Source organism: Methanomethylovorans sp. (genome assembly GCF_041447285.1).
GTDB lineage: Archaea > Halobacteriota > Methanosarcinia > Methanosarcinales > Methanosarcinaceae > Methanomethylovorans.
The window spans coordinates 60,647-80,010 of sequence record NZ_JBGMEB010000023.1; the positions used below are offsets into that span (position 1 = coordinate 60,647).

Consider the following 19,364-nt stretch of genomic DNA (forward strand, 5'->3'; position numbering starts at 1 on the left):
ATGGAAAAACCAGAAACAGGTGAAAATACACCTCTTTCCAGGGAAGCAATGACTTACCTTATAAGGTCGCACTTCTCAACTCTAAGTCCCGATGATCTGTCCTCTGCAGTGGAACAACTCAGGGATGTTCCTTCACAAGACTTAAATTATATATTGAATTCCGGAAGGTTGCTGTCAGGTAAAAGTCACAGGGTTATTCTATCCTATCTCAAGGCAGCTTCTTTTGTGTATCGAACATTTGCACAAGATGCATTCCGAGAATGGAATGCGTTGTTAAAGAAAATCTCATCTCTTAGCAACTCCTGCATAGAGGGTTTCTTTGATGCATCAGGTGTGATTCTTCAAAAAGGCGGCATGTCCATTTTACAAACGTGGGCTGAACTGGGATTGTCAGTCGCATCAAAGGATAAAGGACTTGCCATTTCATATTTTACTACCACTGCCGAAGTAGTAGTTTCCGTTGATTTCGAGTATCTGGAAGAATTGGTATCTATCGGCAGTAAATTCTCAGTATCAAATATTAGGGCTTCTGAAGCTTATTTCAAAAACCTCTCAGATCTTTTATCTCTTCTATCCAGATCAGAATTCCATGAGTTCATTGATATTATTGAAAACATGAGAGAAAAGGATTGGAGGACTGTAGTTGAGATCATCAACAGCTCCAGGGAAACTTTTGTCTCCATAGAACCTGAAAGACGGCATTTACTTCTTAATTCACTGAGTTCTGTTTTAAGGTTCAGTGTACCTCTGACTTTATCATTGTTCAATCGTTCTCCTCTTGCCATGGCCAATTTAAATGACAATGATTTCAGCAAATGGTTATCTGTTATTGAAATCATTGCAGGGCTTAACGCAGATGTGGCCATGTCCTTTGTAAACAGAAGTCCCAGATTGCTTGGTTCTGTGGATATTGATGAAATAGAACAATGGGCAGAAAAAGGCTCAGCCCTCATTTCCAGAGACAGGCAGGCTGCAAAGGCATTTATTGAGCATAGTTTCAAAGGTCTTGAAAATCATATTAAGGACACTGACCGTGAAAAAAGAGCATTCATACTTGATGTCGGAGCCGAACTTGCCTTGGTAAACCCGGCCTGCGTGGAAAATTACTTCAAATACGCTCCTGATGTGCTGGATCTCTTCAACCATCAAAATTTCAAGGAATGGCTTGCAATAGGAAAAAAGATCGCAGAACAAAGTTCTAATCTTGGTTCTGGATATTGCAGGCATTCTGCAGTGGCTTTTAAGAAAATACCTCAGGTTTATCATGGAGAAGTGTTCGCTACAGCACACATGCTTCTGGAGATAGATTGGCTGCTTGCAGGTGTTTTTTTTGAAAGCCTGCCGGAAGTCGTCGAAAAAATAGAACCTGAAGAGATCAGAATATGGGCAGGTACAGGCCTTAAAGTATATGAAAAAGATAAAAAGATAGCAGTGGATTACTTTGCTTTTTCACCATCCTTACTGGAAGATCTGGATATAAAGGAACTTGAAGCATGGGCTCTTAAAGGTATCAGCATTTTCGAAGAAAATTCTCTCCGTGGAAGACCCTACTTTTCCCTCAAGTCCAAGAGTTCCACGGATACAGTTGAAGAACTTAAAGGCGGCGTAGCCCTGAAAAAGGTTGCCAATATCCTTAGGTATTATGCTCTGGGTCTTTCAGGTGTGAACTTCAGTATCCGGTCAAAGCATGTTCTTCCATTGGCTACAGGTATTGATTTTATTAATCCTATTATCGCTGGTAATGTAATATATCTGGAACCTAAGATCAAAGAGTACGGGAGTCTTGAAGACAATTTCAATATGTACAAGCTGAGTGTGATGCATGAAGTGGGACATGTGCAGTTCAGCAGAAAGGAAATATCTGCAAAAGCAGCAGTTCAGCTTTTTGAAAAAACGGGATTGAAGGATATAACAGGTACAGAAACGAACATTTCAGAAACCATGGATATTTCAGGCTTTTTCTCTGCATTTCCAAATCATCTGCTTGCAGTTGATATTATGGGCGTTATAGAAGATGCAAGAATAGAATACATGATCTTTGCAACCTACGGGGGTTTGAGGGATAAGTTCAAAAATATCCGGGATCAGCTTCTTAAAGCAAGGTCTGTTCCTGAAAATGACCTCGGAAAGTTCATGGAAGCTTTGCTCTGGCTTTCCACGGGCAATGAACCGGTTTTTGTAACAGATGAAAAAATGAAAAATGCAGTCAGTGCTTCCAGAGACATACTGTGTAAGGTCTTACAACCGCATTCTTCGATCCTTGATTCCTTGGAAGCAACTTTTAGAATATACTCTTTGCTTGAGGGGCTTTTTGATCCGCTGGAAAAACAGGAATATTCGCAAATAAGAAATCTGGAATATAGGGGAATCGGTATTTCTGCTTTAACTGAGGATGAACCAGCTTCCACAGATCCGTATGAGCACATGCTTGCAAGGTTTGTACCTCAGTGTCAGGAAAGCAAGCAAGAAGATAAAAAGGAAGAAAAACCCGATGAAATGTTCCAGGATGAAGACTATGCTATTCCAAATAATTGGAATGTTCTTGGCAGTTTCAGATATGATGAATGGGATACTGTGATCAATGATTACAAATCTGGCTGGTGTGTAGTGAAAGAAATAGAACCGGCCGGAGAATCCGGAGAATATTTTGATGATGCTATTATTCGCTACAGTAATGAGATAGCACTCATCAGACGTATTTTCAGCACAATGAAGCCCGAATCTTTCCACAAACTGAAAGGACAAACAGATGGCACCGAGATAGACATCGATACGTTCATGGAGTCTATAATTCAGAAGAGGTGCGGGGCTAATCTTGATGATCGTTTTTATGTAAGATGGGATAAGAGGGAGAGGGATGTAGCTACTCTTTTCCTTGTGGATGTGAGCGCTTCCACTTCTAAAAAGTTGAGTAATGAAGGGCAGAGCATAATTGATGTGGAAAAGGATTCTGTTATTATTATGAGCCAGGCGCTGGAAAGCCTTGGTGATAAATATGCTATTTATGCTTTTTCAGGTCATACACGCAATGACGTGGAGTATTACCTCATAAAAGAATTCGACGAGGAACTTTCTGATTCAGTAGCTCGTCGAATCAGCTCTTTGGAACCAGTGGCTAACACACGGCTTGGACCTGTGATCAGACATTCAATTGTGAAACTGGAAAAGGTTCAGGCGAGGACAAAGATGATAGTGCTTCTTTCTGACGGCGAACCTTATGATACCTGTCATGGTGAAGGGGCTTATGAAGGCCGTCTGGCAGAAGAAGATACACGTGTGGCAATTCAGGAAGGAAATGCCCGTAACATACATTTCTTCTGTATTACTGTAGATAAGAATCCTGGTAATTATCTTGATACGATCTTCTCAAATGTGGGTTATACAATTATTGATAATGCACAGGTGTTGCCTGCAAGGCTTCCTGCATTGTACAAGAGACTTACTACTTGAAATTGGACCGATACTGCAGATAAGTTATTTTAAAACTGGATTTTATGTTGGGTAGTAATCAGCAGATTAGTTTTTAAACTTTGATGCACTCTTTATTATAATAAATCTCAACTAAAAATTCAACTGGAGTACTAAATGATCGGTTATCTGGCAGGAACGCTTACCACTCTTGCTTTTGCACCTCAGCTTTTGAAGGCTTTGAAGACAAAATCCACAAAAGATATTTCCTTGCTGATGCTTTTGTGTTCTACAACGGGTATGACACTATGGTTATATCACGGATTGCTGATCAAAGATATGGCTTTGATACTGGCTAATTCTGTTTCTATAGCTTTGGCTTCAATGCTCCTCGTGTACAAATTAAAGAAAGATTACTGGGAATTGAATCGGCAGCAGCTATCTATTGAAGCTATGAATTAATAGAACCAATCAAAATCAAAATTATGATTTAAAAAGTGAAGTGAAGTACAGGTCCTGTACTCACTTCAATTAGAAATAATTAATTAGAGTAGTTAGTATCTCTTTGGTGGTCTGTGCTTCTGGTAGCATTCCCTGCAGTACACAGGTCTGTCACCGGATGGCACGAATGGAACTTCAGTTTCCTGTCCACAGTCAGCGCAGGTTGCCTTGTGCATTTCTCTTGGACCGCTTGGCCTGAATCCGCCGCTTCCGCCTCTTGGACCGCCGCTTCCGCCGGACCTGTATCCGCCGCTTCCGCCTCTTGAACCGCCACTTCCGCCGGACCTGAATCCGCCACTTCCGCCTCTTCTATCGTTGTTCATATCTGATATCCTTTGTTGTTTTATTGTATTAGTTTGTCTCAAACCTTTGAGACTGAGAATTCGTGCATGACCTTGTCAATTGGATTAAAATCTCCACCTTTGCAAAAACCACAAACTGCGGAAGGCATAACTGTATCCTTTGCAACAGCAATAAAGCAGGCATTAGAAACAGCTTCAGTTGAGACCGAATAATTAATTTTGATCAATACAACTCATTCTCTGTATTCAGTCAATTAACCTAAAAGAAGCAAACAGAAACGGTGTTATCCTTTTCTTTACTCGCCAACTAAGCTAACTGCAATTGTCATACTGGCTTTTTTAATATATAAACTTGTTGCCTTGAAGAAAAGTATAACTTTCAGATGTATCATAACTTATTCTTCAATTACTTGTAACTCTCTTTCTTCGCCTTGAGCATTAAAACATTTCCAGCTTTGAAGATCATAGGGGTATCCGACGATTATGTGGTAATGTCCGGTTTTTCCGAACATTTGAAGGTCTGCTGTAGACGGTTTGATCATTCCTCCGGGATGACTGTGTACTGAACCCACTGTTGAGATATTAGGCATCATGAACAACCTAAGCATAGCACTAGTTTCTCCGGATTCTGTTCCTGGTAAGAACAGCACTTCAGTGATTATGCCATTTTCTGCCTGGAGTAAACCAGCAAATTCATTTGGATAGGATGATTTGCTTACCTCCAGAATAAATTTCAGAGTATCTCTGGCAATACCTTTGATTTTTATCATAGGAAAAGAATGAGGGACTAAATGTATATATGGATAGTCAATACCTCATGAACTCAATGCGGCTACCACGGATCCCAGAAAACTCCAGTCATAAAGTCCTACAAGTATATTATTTATGGTAAGGACTATGCCAAGTGCTGCCACTGAAGACTTTAATCCTTCTTTCAGGTAAGGTGCTATTTCATGTCTGCAATTGTTAAGTATGTATATATTAAATACAACTAGGGCCAAAAACAACAATTTAAGCGCCAATAAGCCATAAACCCCACTAAAAGCAATCAGTGGACTAAGAAGTATATTACCTTCCTGGCCTTTAGGCAAAGCATATGCTGTGCTTAGCCAGTCACCTATTATATAGAAAAGAATAATGACACGAATTTCCCATAGAATACTTCCAAGGGAAGATTTAGTGCGCTCGCTCATCATACCACCTGATTAGAGGTACACATAATCCATTATAAATACTTATCTATATTCAAGTGAATAATATAGAATACATGAGATATATAGCAATGTATTATAAATTGTCATCCAATACAATTCTACAACTGAAAATAACAGAATAAAAGAAAGGAGAGAAGGATTACTATTCAATCAGTCTTATAATCAGTGTTTTCCCTTCTACGTCAAAACACTCCATGGTATGATAAATATGAATAATACATGAACAATGCTATGGTCATTGTTATCAGTACTATGGCACCATCTATTATTTCCTTTTCGTGCCCACGTATTTCTATCATGGGTTTTTGTGCCAATTCTGTTTCGTGTCCGTGTACTTCTATCATGGTCAATCATTAAAGTATCTTCTAGTATCATATATAAACATTCCTAAATTACCATGATTAATAATGGCTATTATTTATAACGATTAATCGTGTATATTTCTAGTATTGCTGAATAATGATCCTAAAATTACGCTCCTAATATTAAGTGATAATTGATATCGGTAGATTTTTAGATAATCCTTAGTATCTAGAATTACTTAATGCGCAAGGAGCAAAGAAATATGAAAGAAACAAATTCATCACTTCTCGAATTACTGGCAAAAGATCGTTTTTCAACTTATTGCAATATCGAATTACTCGATGCCAGTCCGGGCTATGCAAAAGCTCGTATGCTAATTTCTGAGGAACACCTTAATGGTTTTGGTTCTGTTCATGGTGGTGCAATCTTCACTCTTGCGGATCTGGTTTTCGGGAGTGCTGCTAATGCCCATGGAAGAATAGCAGTGGCAATAAATTGCTCCATAGCTTATCTGAAAGCGGCAAAGGAAGGTTATTTGACCGCGGAAGCCAAAGAGGTATCCATAGGATATAAATTGGCAACTTACATAGTTACCATAACAGATGAAGAGAATGAGGTTATAGCAACCTTCCAGGGTACAGCATACAGAAAAAGTGAAAAAATAGAAGAACTATTGGCATAGGTAAAGTCATAAAATGAAATGTAGATCCCTAGCTATTTTTAGAGGGGATCTTTTCACGAATTCTTTCTATTTTTCATTAATTCATTTCAATTCCCGAGGCTGCTTCTTTTCAGGAAGCACAGGAAGTGGCATTGTATTAACCAATATGGGGCTATCCACTTCTTTGGCGCGTTCAAGTAATAACTCTTTACCCTTTTGTGTCACCGCGAATAATGGTACAGCCGTACCCACCTGTGCAATTGGTCTAATAACATTCCGCAGGTTCTTGGATGCACAGGCTGTAGCAATATCAATGTTTTTGATAAGTTCTGTAGCATTTTCTTTGGTCAGGCCTGTGGTGTGGGCGGCTATTATACACAGATCCAGATCCTGTACTTTTTCAAGCTCTCTTAGCTTTGAAGCTGTCAAAGCATCAACAACAGAAACAGCTATTTTCTTGTAACCCATTTGTGCTGCTTTTTCCACGCCTGCAACAGGATCAATTGTTGCATTCAGAGGGTCAAGCACGGTACCATCTCTTAGTTCAATACCTTTTACTATCTCAGGAATCGGATCAGTTTCAACAAGTCCTGAGATCCTGGCACCCATCCCCTGCACCAGTTTTGGATTTGCTGTTATGACAGTGCCGGCACCATCACATACTGTGACTGTGACATCGAGCATTCCTCTGTTAAGACCTGTCATCATTACTTCTGAAGCACCAAAACCTACAAAAACATCCATCTCGAGTTTCCTATGCGGAGTAAATAAGCCAAAATCCCTTATGCGGAATTCCATATTCTTCCTGACTTCTTCAGAGGTAATTTGTTTTATACCTCTGGCTTTTTCGAATAGGGGGCACCATTCCAGCTGAGGTTCGCCTACTTCTTTGACTTTACCATCTTCCACTACTACCCGCGTCATTCCCAGAATTTCCATTACATGTGCCATAAGATTCCTTACCTGTCATTTACATTGGTATAAAGCATGGTCTAAAGCAAATACATCAAAGAGCATTGCGTCTGTCGATGACCTTCTTTGACTTGCCTTCTGAACGGGGTATGGAGCCTTTCTCTGCCAGTTCTACATTAGTACGTATGTTAAGAACGCTTTGAAGCTCATTTTCCACGTGTTTTTGCAATTCAGCCAAATCCCGCAACTCGCCTGTGAAAGCATTTTCCGTTATTTCCACTTTCACTGTGATCTCATCCAGCATCTTTTTGTTCCTATCAAGGATAACCTGGAAATGTTCGGTGATCTCCGGGATATTCACTATAACATCTTCTATTTGTGACGGGAATACATTGATTCCCCTTACTATGAGCATGTCATCAGCTCTGCCTAATAATCTTGAAATACGTACAGTAGTGCGCCCACAGGAACACTCGCTTTCCAGTAACCTTGTGATGTCACCTGTCCTGTATCTGATAATCGGGAGCGCTTCCTTAGTAAGTGATGTCAGCACCAGCTCGCCTTTTTCCCCTTCAGCGACCTGTTCTCCATCCTGGTCAAGTACTTCTACAAAGAAATGGTCACTCCATAAATGCAATCCATCTTGTTCTTCACACTCAAATGCCACACCCGGACCCATTAGCTCGGAGAGACCATAGGAGTCATACGCTTTGATATTAAGTATGTTCTCAAGTTGTTTTCTTGTGTTCGATGACCAGGGCTCCGCACCGAAACATCCTACGCGTAGAGATAATTTATCAACTATGTCCATCTCTCTGGCAGTCTCGGCAAGGTAAAGGGCATAAGATGGAGTGCAATGAAGAGCAGTTACTCCGAAATCCATCATCATTTCAAGCTGGCGTGCAGTGCTGCCCGTACCACTGGGAACTGTCATAGCGCCGATCTTCTCTATTCCATAGTGGTATCCAAGTCCCCCGGTGAAAAGACCATAGTTTACTGCATTCTGAAATACGTCATTCTTGCCAAGGCCCACCATGGTCAGATTGCGTGCCATGAGATCAGACCAGTTTTCCAGATCGTTTTTGGTGTATCCTACAACAGTTGGTTTCCCGCTTGTACCGGATGAAGCATGGATACGCACGATCTCGCTTTTAGGAACCGCAAAAAGGCCAAATGGATAGTTGTCCCGCAAGTCAGTCTTACGGGTAAAAGGCAGACGTCTCACGTCATCCAAAGTTTTAATATCATTTGGAGTTATGCCAGCTTCTTTGAATTTATGTGCATAAAAAGGAACATTGTTATAAGCTGCAGCCACTGTCTTTTTTAATCTAGTGAGCTGTAATTCCTTGAGTTCTTCATGACCCATGGTCTCATATTTTGGCTGCCAGTATTTCATGTATCTATCTCCTAAATGTGCATTCCTCATAGGTTTTCAGACTTATATTATTTGCTATAATTCTCGATTGATGTGATCAGAAAAATAATGTGCAGTAGAAGTACTTATGATATAAAATCTTCCTCGTTTTAGTTTTCCAACTATGTACATAGCGTTTCAAAGTATGTACAAAGTTTCGTTTTTTATGCCATAATACTTACATGTTTGTGCACGTACATAATATAATAAAAACGGGATAATATGCACTTGCACGAAAAACGGTTAGTTAGGTCTATCTTTCTATTTTTGATAGTATTGTCCATAGTATATGTCTATCCAGTTTCCTGTGGCTGGGACCAGACGAATACTGATATCAATGTTACATATGAGGTTTCACCTGATGGAACTAATATACATGTGCTAAGGCAGATCACATTTGAAAACGGCGATGAAAACACCCGTTTCTGGAGAGGTTACTATTCAGATTTTAATTATTTCTTACCTTTAAACGCCAAAAATATCTGTGCATATGATCAACAAAGTGGTGAAGCTCTTAAATGGTCTCTAAATCCTGAAGGGTATTATACTTTCAACCTTGGTAAAAGAGTATGGTATGGTCAATCTGATGTGTTTTCTATAGAATACGATCTTCCACGTAATAGCAACACCGCAGTATTTGACATAATTGAATCCGGTAACAGGACACAGGTCGTATTAAGAACTCCTCAATACTATGAAACAGATATTGAAAGAAAAGATTATCATATTCTTGAGCAAGGAGAGTTCGTTGAATTTGTTTTTCCAAAAGGTGTTACATGGAAAAGTCCATGCCAAGTAACTTGTGTGAATCATACGGATATGCAGGAGATAAAGGGCACTGTACAGCTTAGTGAAAGAAAAGTAGGAATAACCGTTAGGTATTGGGAAGGAGAAGATGCATGGGGTATGCATACTCTTAATACGACTATACAAAGTCTCATCTTGCTTGAGAACGTCACTGGATTTCCATATATGCCTAGGTACAATATTTCCATCACACAGGCTAGTGTGGAAGATACTCAGGGTTATGGTGGCTTTAACCAGGGAAGCAAAGGTATATATCTCCTTCATACTTCCAGCGATGCCATACTGATACACGAACTTTCCCATTATTGGACGCGGGAGTGTCATTACTCGCACATATGGATGGATGAGGGTCACGCTGATTTGTATACATACCTTGTGTTGGAAAAGACAAAACCAGATATTGCCGAAAAAAGGAAAGACAAAACTTTACAAACATACCAAAAACTGGAAAGAAAATACGATCTAAATCTTTCAGAATGGGATATTGACGATAACTTCAATGAAGATAATGGGGAATTCATCCAGTTCGGTTACAGTAAAGCATTTACTACAATTTATACAGTTTACGAAGACATAGGTCCTGAGGCAATGCAGGATGGCTGGAAATGTCTAAGCGAAAGTGGGTGTAATGTCGATGAAGAAACCTTCATTAATTCTATGGAGGAATCATCAGACAAGGATATTGAGTATATTGAAGAATTTTTATAAGATCTTGAGGTATTAGGATTGGGTCTGGTATCGGTATTTATCTCAAGAGTACAATTTTTTATTTACTCCTTTTTAGACATTTCACTGCTTAAGGTAATATCCCATTAATTCATCTTATATGTTAGGGAATGATCATGGATTTCAGTATGGACAAAGGGGACAGTAATCTGCTGATAACAGAAAGAGAAAGAAATCAGCTTCTTGCAGAATTGCACGCTCGCTTATTTTGGGTGGGGGAGAGGATACCCTCTTTTGTTGAGGTAAATGGCAAGAAATGCAAACTACATGATCTGGTATGGGACCTTATTAATAAAGAATCAATATCTGATGATGAAAAAAACCAGATTGAAAGATACATTGCCGTGCTTAAAGAAAAAGAGAGGGTGGATGAACTTGCGCTTCAAACTAAGGAAATGACTCGTGAAGAGGCAAAAAAACTGTTTGATGAAACTGCAGGGTTGTTGCGTGCAATAATGGATCTCAGAGAAATAGAAGATGGAATCTCTAAAGATCATGAAAAACAATTTCATGAGATATTTTCGACCCAGCGGACCGAAGAGATACGTAAATGGCTGGATTTTTTAAAGGATGTCGGAAAACTTTGATTTAATCAAATTTTCTGTCTATTCTCAGAATCCTTTTCCAGAAATATATTCACAGTATCCATAACTGATAGGTCCTGATCTTGTTAACTCGCATGGAAACTCATCACATTCAAAACACAATCTGATACCTTTTTCAAAAGCACAGCTTGCAATTTTACAGAATTCATTTTTTCTGGGAATACACCCTGTCTCTCCATTGGGACATTGTCCTTTTGTCATCTGAGGGCACTTCTCGCAGGCGATACCGCATACTCCTATTCTCATATGAAAGTTCTCGCCTATAATCGTTGGATTATCAATTCATTTAATACTTATTAATATGCACATCCTATCAAAGTATTAATCAATTTCTTAAACGTGTGATGTGTTGCTGTAATACAAGGATTTCTCAAAAGGCGTAGAGGATAAGTATTATGAAACTATCTTTGACCATATTACCGATTATGAACTTGTAACTTAGAAATGGAGAGCTGCAGAAATGAGAAAGATCATAGCTACTGGCAAAGGGGGAGCTGGCAAGACAACCATTGTCGCCACTTTATCCCGTCTTCTTGCAATGCAAGGTTTTCGTGTCCTTGTTATAGATACTGACCCTAGTATGAATCTGGCCATGTCATTGGGTGTTCCTTTTTCAATGATCCGGACTCTTGCTGAAGATAAGCAAGAGATCAAAGAACAGCTTTATGATGAGGAATATGACACTGATGAATATGATGAAAATGAAACAGGACACCAACACGACTGGAACATAGATATCGATGCATTTCTGCAAAAGTATGAAGTTACTGCAAAGGATGATGTAAAAGTTGTTGTTATGGGCACCATTTCACAGGGTGGCGGCGGATGCATCTGTTCATATATTTCCCTTGTAAAACGTCTTATTGATTATCTTGCTTTGTGGTCGGACCAGTACGATATTGTGATAGTGGACTCGCAAGCAGGGTCAGAGATATTAGGCAGAGGATTAGCAGTGAACTATGACCATAATCTTGTGATCACGGAATCGTTCCCCAAGTCTATGGAAGTGGCACGGCACGTACTGAAACTTGCAAATGACCTGAATATCAGAAATCAGCTTGTCGTGGTAAATAAAGTGCGGGATACAAAAGAGCTTGACATTGTAGCTGGTGAGATATGTCTTAATGGAGAGGGGATATATCCTGTAAGTTATGACGAAAGGGTTATAGAGGCAGACAGGATGGGTAGCCTGATAATTGATATGTCACCTGATTCTGTGGTTCTTGCAGATATAAAGGACATAATGAATGTTGTCACTGAAGGATTTGTAAAAGTATAAGTTGAGGTTTAGTAGATTATTAGCAATTATGCAGGTGACAAACTTATTTGTTACATGCACCTGCATAGTTATGTTTCTGCTATTTTTTATGGACTCTTGTGGGAAGTATGAATGCGGTGTAACGCATTGCATGCGTTTTTATCATGTGCTTCCCCTGGTTTTTCAAGGTGGCCACATCCGCAGCTTCGTCCAAGAAAAGTACCTACTCGATGCTTTAGCTGATGTCGATCATCTTCTGACATGTTTTTTAGCATGTCTTTATGTTCTGTTTCAATATGGTTCCACATGGACATTTCAACTTCGTCTAAGTCATATCCATGAGCCATGAAATTACAGTCAATACCAACATCACTGCATTTTACAATTCTCATTTTCATATGAAGTACCCCATCATACCTGGTTAAAATGTAATTAAGGTGATTGGATATAAAGCAGTCATAAAGAACTAGCATAAAGAACTAGCATAATCGCTATATTCAAGAATTCACTGAATTTTTTCGGCAATGGTTCTATAACATTCATGAGTAGGCAGCAGTTTTTTAAAAGCCCTTTTTTTATATCTGGTTCTATTCGCAAGTAAGCAGAACTGAAGTCCACATTTAAAACATTGCGGAAACTTTATATACAATGTCGTTGCATTCTATCAACTGAGAGAAAAGACATATATAGATAATGAGGGATATGAAAAGACTTGGAACAGTGCTTCAAGCTTTAGGAAATGATGTTCTGATTGTTCGAGGGGATGAGCAGGCATCTAAAAGTGAGAAGCCGCGTATTAATTCTTCTGTTATGGATAAAACTGTCAAGAGGATCGGTAAAGTTACTAACTATTTCGGTCCAGTAGCTAATCCATACTATACTGTAAAGCTTGACAGGAGAGGCAATACTATAGAAGCTCGGCACTACTTAAATGAGCGCCTATACGTTCAATGATTGAAAAGTATAAAAATCTTATGCCGGGTTTTAAAAGTAGTCCAATGATTGTATTTCACGTTCGTCTGCAGTATCTTCAAGGTGAGTAAAATGGTCGAAGTTGAAAGGGTACGGTATTCAGACACTTCCGAAAGGGAAAAAATACGTGCCATGATCAAAGCACGTAAAGAGAAGGAACAGAATGCAGAAGTTGAACCTACAAAGGCACAATGTCCTGAATGTGGCAGCCGTAATCTCGTGCAGGATTATGAAAGAGCTGAGCTTGTGTGTTCTGAATGTGGTCTTGTAGTGGATGCAGAATTCGTGGACGAAGGGCCAGAGTGGCGTGCTTTCGATCACGACCAGAGAATGAAGCGTTCTCGTGTGGGCGCACCCATGACATATACTATACATGACAAAGGTCTTTCCACGATGATCGATTGGAGAAACCGTGATTCATATGGTAAATCTATTTCATCCAAGAACAGGGCCCAGCTCTACAGGTTAAGAAAATGGCAGCGTAGAATACGTGTAAGCAATGCTACTGAGAGAAACCTGGCTTTTGCATTATCAGAACTTGACAGAATGGCATCAGCTCTCGGTCTTCCCAGAACGGTGCGTGAGACAGCTGCTGTTGTTTATAGGAAGGCAGTTGATAAGAATCTGATTCGTGGAAGAAGTATTGAAGGTGTTGCCGCTGCAGCTCTCTATGCTGCATGCCGCCAGTGCAGCGTGCCAAGGACTCTGGATGAGATCGGAGAGGTTTCGAGGGTAAGCAGAAAAGAAATAGGCAGAACATACAGGTTCATTTCCAGGGAACTGTCCCTTAAACTCATGCCTACCTCACCCATTGATTATGTACCAAGGTTCTGCTCAGGCCTTAACCTTAAAGGTGAGGTACAGTCCAAAGGTGTGGAAATCCTGCGCCAGGCTTCCGAGAAAGAACTTACCAGCGGTCGCGGGCCTACCGGAGTCGCAGCAGCTGCCATCTATATCGCATCTATTCTCTGCGGTGAAAGAAGAACGCAGAGAGAAGTTGCAGATGTGGCAGGTGTAACCGAAGTTACTATCCGTAACAGGTATAAGGAACTGGCCGAAGAACTGGATATAGAGATCATTCTTTAAGGCCACACTGTCCGAGGAAAGGTTTTTACCTTTCTTTCTCTTTTGTGCTCACAGCACATAGGCAAAGTGGACGATGATCGAACTTATAGAGATGCTTACCATTGGTTTTGCAGTTGGCTTATCGGGTGCGCTTGTACCCGGGCCGATGTTATTCGCTACTATAGACGGTTCTATGAAAAAAGGCTGGATCTGCGGACCTAAGGTAGTTCTAGGCCACGCACTACTGGAACTAGTGCTATGCATCCTGATAGTTCTTGGAATCACCGCTCTCTTAGGTAAAAACGAAATTTCGGCTATTTCAGTTCTCGGAGGTGCAGTCCTCATTCTTTTTGGGATATTTACCATAAAAGATGCTCGCAGGGGCGCGTTATCGATGGGAAATACAACAAATCTCATCTCTGCAAACCCTGTGGTTGCAGGTTTTATAACTTCCGTATCCAATCCTTATTTCTGGATATGGTGGCTTGCAGCAGGCAGTGCGCTTGTGCTTAAAGGTCTGGAAACTAGCCTGCTGGCAGCTGCTCTATTTGTGTTTGGTCACTGGATGGCAGATCTTAGCTGGTTTAGCATTGTGTCTGCTGCTTTTAGTAAAGGTAAAGAACTTATGTCTTCTAAAATGTATGAAATAGTTCTGCTTTCGTGTGGTGTGTTTCTCATATTGTTCGGTTCATGGTTCGCTTTTGGGGTGCTTGCATGAAGCGACAGTGCATTCGAGTGAATAAGAAAAAAGGAGAGCAGGTCCGTAAGGTCCTGATGGAAATGGGAGTATTGGATACATCAATGCGTATAGGCTCAGATGAGCAATACATATACATTCCGCTTACCTCTGATGTGGATCTCGCTGAATTGTCTTTAGAGGATATACAGGTCACAGAACATGAGTTTAAGTTGCATGAAAAGCCAGCAACTCTAGAAAACATTCTGGGGCGCACCCCAAGCTATGAGATTATTGGCAACATAGCCCTTCTGGAATCTGATGAAACAGATCTGGAAAGAACTGCTGATGCATTGCTAAAGGTTCAGCCTCATATTCGAACCGTGCTGGCAGCACTTTCGCCTGTGGAGGGAGAATTCCGCACTCGCAGGTTCACTTTTGTAAAAGGCGAGAATACTACACAGACTGTGCATAAAGAATATGGCTGCAAGTATGTAATTGATATGGAAAAGGCATACTTTACTCCTCGTCTTGGAACGGAGCGCTCCAGAATCTTGGAACAGATAAAGGATGGTCAAACTGTCGTTGATATGTTCGCTGGCGTTGGTCCCTTCAGTATCCTTATCGGTAAGAACCGTACTTCCTGCCGTGTGGTGGCCATTGATAAGAACCCCGAAGCTGTAAAATTTTTAAGACACAACATTGAGCTTAATGCTGTAACTAATGTGGAGGCAGTGGAAGGGGATGCCAAGGAAGAGGTACAGAGGTACATTGGAGTTGCAGACCACATTATAATGAACTTACCCCATACTGCTCAGGAATTCCTGGATACAGCTATGGTTGTTTCAAAGCCCGGAACTGTTATCCATTACTACGACATCACTCCCGAATCCGACCTGTACTCCACATCCTTAGCTCACATCGAATCTGCTGCTTCTAAAGCCGGTTTTGCTATCGAGCCCATTGCCACCCGTATCGTGCGCTCCTATTCCCCGCACCAATTCAATGTGTGCATCGAAGTAAGAATTACAGGCTGAGCGAAATAATTAAATTCTTATGTAATCTTTAAAGAATCAATTGCCTCTGTGGCTTAGCGGTATAGCGGCTGATTCGTAATCAGCAGGTCGAGGGTTCAAATCCCTCCGGGGGCTCTAATCTATGGCTATGATTTTATAGCTAAAAGCTTTTGCGGTCAAAACCATTAATCCCCTTTTGGAGTGGTAGCTAAAAAGGTGGTATTAATGGCATTTAATGGTGCAAGATTTCTATGGGCTCTTGTAGGATATTTTTTATCCTTCGTGATGGCATTTGATGCACTTGGAACTGAGCAAGAGCCGTCGCTATACACATTATTTATCAATGGATCAATATTTGCCCTCATGCTTATGGCAGGTCATTATTTGGTTACACATAAGTAACTCTGTCTACGTAGAAGCTCCAGGTTGAGAGATTTTTAATTTTTAATAGAAAGGTATGGGCCGAATGGAGTTATAATTTTAAAAAATCAAGAATCAGTATCAGGTGACATTATGCATATATATTATTTGGGCCCACCCTTTTAAACAAAGGACTTATAGACCTTCTTTTTTAAAACGGAGGTAGTAGAGCGTAGTTTTTAGGCAGTTGTTATCTGGTCTACCATTAGAAAATTTTCGTCTAAAAGTAAACCGAGGGGGGCTATTGATTCCTTCGGATTGGCCGATTAGCTGAAGAAACATTGGTTAGCTGATCGGGCGTGCTTGCGGGAACCAGAGATTAGCTGAATGAAGGAACCGAAGGAAGCGAAGGAACAAGAGATTTCTAACTCGCCGATAATGTTACTACGTAACTTAAACGGCTCGCTATTGATTTTAATGATAATCGCTATTAGTGAGTCACTATACTTTTGATACTGACTTGTTTATATATTAATTTTTATATTCGAAAACATCTAAAGGTTAAATCATCGAACACACCCATAATTAAAAGAACACATGTTGTGTGTTCTTTAGTGTGAATTTAATGATAATCGCTATCCTCTAATGTCTATAGTCATACCATTTGCTCTAAGTATTGCTGCATCTACATCCCTACCGCTGAGATGGATATAGACAGAAGACATAGTGGAAGACCTTGACCATCCGAAATAATTATTCATTTGTGCTTCCGTTAAGTGATTAGCCATAAAAGTACATCTTGAGTGCCGGAAAATGTGAGGATGTATCCGTTTATTTATTCCTGACTTTGCGGTGATCTTAGATAAAGTGTTTCTGAATGCATAGTACTTCAGAAAGTCTAACTGCTTACGTTTATAGTTAAATTTAAAGAACAGTGGAACTAATGGATTATGATTTTCAGGATGATCCACAAGCCATTCTTCAATGTATTTGACACTCCAACATGCTCTTACTCTTCTTGGGCCGGTCTTACCGGTTAAATGGATTATTAGACCGATATCATCAAATGTCAGGTCCTTAACTCTCAGTGTCAATATCTCTCCAATTCTTGCTCCTAAGTCCCACAGCATAGCGATTATAGCTCTATCCCGTCTATTTGATGCATTGTTAATGAGTAGTAGAACTTCATGCTCTGTGAGCATATCTTCAGGTAACTTTAAATCTTTAATTTTAACTGACGTTTTTATCCATGAAATCAGTACAGGATTATTCTCGCTATATAACCATCTATAAAATTTACAGATGGCTATCTTGTAGTCGTGCTTAGTCCATTCACTCTTATCCGAACGCTCCAATGTTATGACGTATCGCTTCAGTGCAGGAATATCGATCTTATCAAAATCTTTATTCATACTTTGAGCAATGCACTTAAGTACAGACACGTATTTTATTATTCGATGGTCCCCGATGCCTTCAATGAAGCATTCATCTACAAAGCTGAGAATTAACTCTTTGTTTCTTCCTGAGATAGAAGAACTCTTGAGTTTCTCAATGCTTTCATCAACATTGATGCTATAGATGTTTGCCTTTGTCATAATAATCGCTATCGGGTGACATAGTATTTAAGGACACTCCGGGGGCTGTAAATCACGTGGTTGAAATCCCCTCTTTTTGATTCAGCCACATATAAACCTTAAATTCGTTCTTCCCAAAAAGTACACATAGATATAAAATGATGAAGAGGAATGCAATCTCTTCATCTGTTTTTTTACACTCCACTCCTTTTTGACTTCAGATGCTCTTGTAAATTGGCTTTGAATCCCTTGACACTTACTATTTTCATATTATCAACCCACTTTTCCCCATAGCATATGAGTTAATTGTATACACCACTGGGTGAGCCTTGTCCAATGTACACTTGCATTCCTTTCAATGGGATTCCAGCTCCTGTAGTTCCAGCTTGTGCCCAATTTGAAACCCAAGGACCCCATGCCCCATTGTAATATGCTCGATAGTACACATTAGTGCCAGTGGGTGCACCTACAAGGCGTATTCTGAAAGCTTCTATTGCTTTGCTTTCTTTTACAGTACCTGCATCCTGGTCTTCTCCAACTTCACCCATCCATCCCTTATAAGCTACATGAGCCTCATATCTGATATTATAAACATCAGAGTGAAGCCGGAAGGTTTCTAGCTGATTTTTATAGCCGTCTGTTACTATCTTTGGTTCCATCAATCCTGTTTTCCAACCGGTATATGCAAACTGTGCAGCTATATAAGTGTCAGGTACTTCAACTGCATAATAACTAGACATAGACATGCTGTGTTTCCCAACAAGTCCGCTACGAACGTAATTTTGGTCATATACTGATGCAGAAGAATCTTTTATAGCTGTGTGACCAGAATAATGCTTATTTGCACTATTGAATGTAGCAATCGCTGTACCACGGGTAACGGCTGATGCAGTTCTTCCTCGAATCCAATGATTGGTGGCCGTGTAAGTCATACCATCAGAACCACTTATAGCTCTTACAAAATCAACACATTCACCAGAACCTACCTTTGCTGCATTGAAAGTCCCCATTGGTACTTTTATTAGTTGGTACCCTAGATTGAGTTTTTGTGCATATTCCCATGTCAACAAATTATTCTTCCATGCACTGCTGGGAGTATTAGATAGAGCATTGATATTTTCTGTCGTTGCTTTTAATTCATGTGCAGCTTGAGCTGGTGCAAGTAGCAGACAAAATATCATGAAAAATATTGTAACTAGCGTAATTCCCTTAATTGTTTTGTTTCTCACTTATCATCAACCTCCATTTAAGCGATTAATGTAGTGTATATGAAGGCAGTCTGTCAACACTAACATTTTGTATATAGCTTTTGACTGATTCGGATACGTTCGGGGTACTAGGTGTTGTTGATGCTACTAACCTCATTAGTAGAAACACCCCCAACACTCCATAAATACTTAGTCTATTTTTCATTTTATTTCCTCTTTAAATATGTTTCTTAATCAACATATTACAATTAGTTTTAGGGGCCTTTGAAAATAGAAATCATTTCTAGGATTAATATAACTTATTTTCTCTATCTTAGTATCAATCCATATTCCCCCTTCAAATGTACATCACAGAACAGGGTTAATTTTCATTTTACTCTAA

Annotated in this window: 22 protein-coding genes and 1 tRNA gene; 12 read left to right on the forward strand and 11 right to left on the reverse strand. The window is 39.9% G+C overall.

The annotated features are described in order from the left end of the window. Together ACC612_RS12985 and ACC612_RS12990 are read left to right on the forward strand one after the other, a co-directional pair. Entirely contained in the window at positions 1-3,450 is a 3,450-nt protein-coding gene (locus tag ACC612_RS12985) for a nitric oxide reductase activation protein NorD (RefSeq protein ID WP_371855002.1), read from the forward strand. 135 nt (positions 3,451-3,585) lie between these two features. Further along, complete coding sequence (locus ACC612_RS12990; RefSeq protein WP_371855003.1) at positions 3,586-3,870, forward strand: SemiSWEET transporter; 285 nt, start codon at positions 3,586-3,588, stop codon at positions 3,868-3,870. A 92-nt stretch (positions 3,871-3,962) separates the two neighbouring features. On the opposite strand, the gene ACC612_RS12995 is transcribed toward ACC612_RS12990, so the two are convergent. From ACC612_RS12995 to ACC612_RS13015, 5 genes are all read right to left on the reverse strand, one after another. After that, on the reverse strand, positions 3,963-4,232 hold the full coding sequence (locus ACC612_RS12995; RefSeq protein WP_371855004.1) for a CxxC-x17-CxxC domain-containing protein: 270 nt from the start codon (positions 4,230-4,232) through the stop codon (positions 3,963-3,965). A 38-nt stretch (positions 4,233-4,270) separates the two neighbouring features. After that, the gene (locus ACC612_RS13000; RefSeq protein WP_371855005.1) at positions 4,271-4,438 is read right to left on the reverse strand and encodes a hypothetical protein; all 168 of its coding nucleotides are present in this window, start codon (positions 4,436-4,438) and stop codon (positions 4,271-4,273) included. A gap of 168 nt (positions 4,439-4,606) precedes the next feature. Then, positions 4,607-4,978 (reverse strand): Mov34/MPN/PAD-1 family protein, encoded by a 372-nt coding sequence (locus ACC612_RS13005; protein ID WP_371855023.1) that lies wholly within the window; start codon positions 4,976-4,978, stop codon positions 4,607-4,609. A gap of 48 nt (positions 4,979-5,026) precedes the next feature. Next, positions 5,027-5,404: a hypothetical protein gene (locus ACC612_RS13010; protein WP_371855007.1), complete on the reverse strand. Its 378-nt coding sequence runs from the start codon at positions 5,402-5,404 to the stop codon at positions 5,027-5,029. A 203-nt stretch (positions 5,405-5,607) separates the two neighbouring features. Next, positions 5,608-5,775, reverse strand: a complete 168-nt coding sequence (locus ACC612_RS13015; protein ID WP_371855008.1) for a hypothetical protein — start codon at positions 5,773-5,775, stop codon at positions 5,608-5,610. Between the two features lie 215 nt (positions 5,776-5,990). On the opposite strand from ACC612_RS13015, the gene ACC612_RS13020 reads away from it, so the two are divergent. Continuing rightward, positions 5,991-6,410: a PaaI family thioesterase gene (locus tag ACC612_RS13020; protein ID WP_371855009.1), complete on the forward strand. Its 420-nt coding sequence runs from the start codon at positions 5,991-5,993 to the stop codon at positions 6,408-6,410. Between the two features lie 81 nt (positions 6,411-6,491). Here the strand turns inward: ACC612_RS13020 and ACC612_RS13025 are convergent, their stop codons facing one another. Both ACC612_RS13025 and ACC612_RS13030 read right to left on the reverse strand, forming a co-directional pair. Continuing rightward, positions 6,492-7,340: a methanogenesis marker 8 protein gene (locus ACC612_RS13025; RefSeq protein ID WP_371855010.1), complete on the reverse strand. Its 849-nt coding sequence runs from the start codon at positions 7,338-7,340 to the stop codon at positions 6,492-6,494. A gap of 55 nt (positions 7,341-7,395) precedes the next feature. Further along, positions 7,396-8,697: a phenylacetate--CoA ligase family protein gene (locus tag ACC612_RS13030; RefSeq protein WP_371855011.1), complete on the reverse strand. Its 1,302-nt coding sequence runs from the start codon at positions 8,695-8,697 to the stop codon at positions 7,396-7,398. Between the two features lie 294 nt (positions 8,698-8,991). Here ACC612_RS13030 and ACC612_RS13035 point away from each other — a divergent pair, with 294 nt between their 5' ends. Both ACC612_RS13035 and ACC612_RS13040 read left to right on the forward strand, forming a co-directional pair. After that, positions 8,992-10,230, forward strand: coding sequence for a M1 family aminopeptidase (locus tag ACC612_RS13035; protein ID WP_371855012.1), 1,239 nt, complete (start codon positions 8,992-8,994; stop codon positions 10,228-10,230). 134 nt (positions 10,231-10,364) lie between these two features. After that, complete coding sequence (locus ACC612_RS13040; protein WP_371855013.1) at positions 10,365-10,835, forward strand: DUF5788 family protein; 471 nt, start codon at positions 10,365-10,367, stop codon at positions 10,833-10,835. Positions 10,836-10,859: 24 nt separating this feature from the next. On the opposite strand, the gene ACC612_RS13045 is transcribed toward ACC612_RS13040, so the two are convergent. Then, positions 10,860-11,099: a DUF3795 domain-containing protein gene (locus ACC612_RS13045; RefSeq protein ID WP_371855014.1), complete on the reverse strand. Its 240-nt coding sequence runs from the start codon at positions 11,097-11,099 to the stop codon at positions 10,860-10,862. A 214-nt stretch (positions 11,100-11,313) separates the two neighbouring features. On the opposite strand from ACC612_RS13045, the gene ACC612_RS13050 reads away from it, so the two are divergent. Further along, positions 11,314-12,132, forward strand: a complete 819-nt coding sequence (locus ACC612_RS13050) for an AAA family ATPase (protein WP_371855015.1) — start codon at positions 11,314-11,316, stop codon at positions 12,130-12,132. 86 nt (positions 12,133-12,218) lie between these two features. Here the strand turns inward: ACC612_RS13050 and ACC612_RS13055 are convergent, their stop codons facing one another. Next, positions 12,219-12,509, reverse strand: a complete 291-nt coding sequence (locus ACC612_RS13055) for a DUF1059 domain-containing protein (RefSeq protein ID WP_371855016.1) — start codon at positions 12,507-12,509, stop codon at positions 12,219-12,221. Between the two features lie 304 nt (positions 12,510-12,813). On the opposite strand from ACC612_RS13055, the gene ACC612_RS13060 reads away from it, so the two are divergent. The 6 genes from ACC612_RS13060 (at position 12,814) to ACC612_RS13085 (ending at position 16,242) form a co-directional block, all read left to right on the forward strand. Continuing rightward, entirely contained in the window at positions 12,814-13,065 is a 252-nt protein-coding gene (locus tag ACC612_RS13060) for an H/ACA ribonucleoprotein complex subunit GAR1 (protein WP_371855024.1), read from the forward strand. Between the two features lie 90 nt (positions 13,066-13,155). After that, positions 13,156-14,169: a transcription initiation factor IIB gene (locus ACC612_RS13065; protein WP_371855017.1), complete on the forward strand. Its 1,014-nt coding sequence runs from the start codon at positions 13,156-13,158 to the stop codon at positions 14,167-14,169. A 73-nt stretch (positions 14,170-14,242) separates the two neighbouring features. Next, positions 14,243-14,866: a LysE family transporter gene (locus tag ACC612_RS13070; protein WP_371855018.1), complete on the forward strand. Its 624-nt coding sequence runs from the start codon at positions 14,243-14,245 to the stop codon at positions 14,864-14,866. Then, positions 14,863-15,861 carry a class I SAM-dependent methyltransferase family protein gene (locus ACC612_RS13075; RefSeq protein ID WP_371855019.1) on the forward strand — a complete coding sequence of 333 codons (999 nt, stop codon included), beginning with the start codon at positions 14,863-14,865 and terminating at the stop codon, positions 15,859-15,861. Before ACC612_RS13070 ends, ACC612_RS13075 begins: the two co-directional genes overlap by 4 nt. Before the next feature lie 42 nt (positions 15,862-15,903). Then, a tRNA-Thr gene (locus ACC612_RS13080) sits at positions 15,904-15,975 on the forward strand. A gap of 90 nt (positions 15,976-16,065) precedes the next feature. Then, entirely contained in the window at positions 16,066-16,242 is a 177-nt protein-coding gene (locus ACC612_RS13085; RefSeq protein ID WP_371855020.1) for a hypothetical protein, read from the forward strand. Positions 16,243-16,835: 593 nt separating this feature from the next. On the opposite strand, the gene ACC612_RS13090 is transcribed toward ACC612_RS13085, so the two are convergent. Both ACC612_RS13090 and ACC612_RS13095 read right to left on the reverse strand, forming a co-directional pair. Beyond that, a complete protein-coding gene (locus tag ACC612_RS13090) occupies positions 16,836-17,795 on the reverse strand; it encodes a tyrosine-type recombinase/integrase (protein WP_371855021.1) in 960 nt (319 codons plus the stop codon). A gap of 281 nt (positions 17,796-18,076) precedes the next feature. Further along, the gene (locus tag ACC612_RS13095; RefSeq protein ID WP_371855022.1) at positions 18,077-19,003 is read right to left on the reverse strand and encodes a hypothetical protein; all 927 of its coding nucleotides are present in this window, start codon (positions 19,001-19,003) and stop codon (positions 18,077-18,079) included. Between the last annotated feature and the right edge of the window lie 361 nt (positions 19,004-19,364).

Excerpts from the sequence above, each read along its gene's own strand:
- ACC612_RS13075 (WP_371855019.1), top strand. The coding sequence starts at position 14,863 with ATGAAGCGACAGTGCATTCGAGTGAATAAGAAAAAAGGAGAGCAGGTC.
- ACC612_RS13020 (WP_371855009.1), top strand. The coding sequence starts at position 5,991 with ATGAAAGAAACAAATTCATCACTTCTCGAATTACTGGCAAAAGATCGT.
- ACC612_RS13050 (WP_371855015.1), top strand. The coding sequence starts at position 11,314 with ATGAGAAAGATCATAGCTACTGGCAAAGGGGGAGCTGGCAAGACAACC.
- ACC612_RS13060 (WP_371855024.1), top strand. The coding sequence starts at position 12,814 with ATGAAAAGACTTGGAACAGTGCTTCAAGCTTTAGGAAATGATGTTCTG.
- ACC612_RS13065 (WP_371855017.1), top strand. The coding sequence starts at position 13,156 with ATGGTCGAAGTTGAAAGGGTACGGTATTCAGACACTTCCGAAAGGGAA.
- ACC612_RS13090 (WP_371855021.1), bottom strand. The coding sequence starts at position 17,795 with ATGACAAAGGCAAACATCTATAGCATCAATGTTGATGAAAGCATTGAG.
- ACC612_RS13030 (WP_371855011.1), bottom strand. The coding sequence starts at position 8,697 with ATGAAATACTGGCAGCCAAAATATGAGACCATGGGTCATGAAGAACTC.
- ACC612_RS12990 (WP_371855003.1), top strand. The coding sequence starts at position 3,586 with ATGATCGGTTATCTGGCAGGAACGCTTACCACTCTTGCTTTTGCACCT.
- ACC612_RS13070 (WP_371855018.1), top strand. The coding sequence starts at position 14,243 with ATGATCGAACTTATAGAGATGCTTACCATTGGTTTTGCAGTTGGCTTA.
- ACC612_RS13055 (WP_371855016.1), bottom strand. The coding sequence starts at position 12,509 with ATGAAAATGAGAATTGTAAAATGCAGTGATGTTGGTATTGACTGTAAT.
- ACC612_RS12995 (WP_371855004.1), bottom strand. The coding sequence starts at position 4,232 with ATGAACAACGATAGAAGAGGCGGAAGTGGCGGATTCAGGTCCGGCGGA.
- ACC612_RS13040 (WP_371855013.1), top strand. The coding sequence starts at position 10,365 with ATGGATTTCAGTATGGACAAAGGGGACAGTAATCTGCTGATAACAGAA.
- ACC612_RS12985 (WP_371855002.1), top strand. The coding sequence starts at position 1 with ATGGAAAAACCAGAAACAGGTGAAAATACACCTCTTTCCAGGGAAGCA.
- ACC612_RS13010 (WP_371855007.1), bottom strand. The coding sequence starts at position 5,404 with ATGAGCGAGCGCACTAAATCTTCCCTTGGAAGTATTCTATGGGAAATT.
- ACC612_RS13025 (WP_371855010.1), bottom strand. The coding sequence starts at position 7,340 with ATGGCACATGTAATGGAAATTCTGGGAATGACGCGGGTAGTAGTGGAA.
- ACC612_RS13085 (WP_371855020.1), top strand. The coding sequence starts at position 16,066 with ATGGCATTTAATGGTGCAAGATTTCTATGGGCTCTTGTAGGATATTTT.
- ACC612_RS13045 (WP_371855014.1), bottom strand. The coding sequence starts at position 11,099 with ATGAGAATAGGAGTATGCGGTATCGCCTGCGAGAAGTGCCCTCAGATG.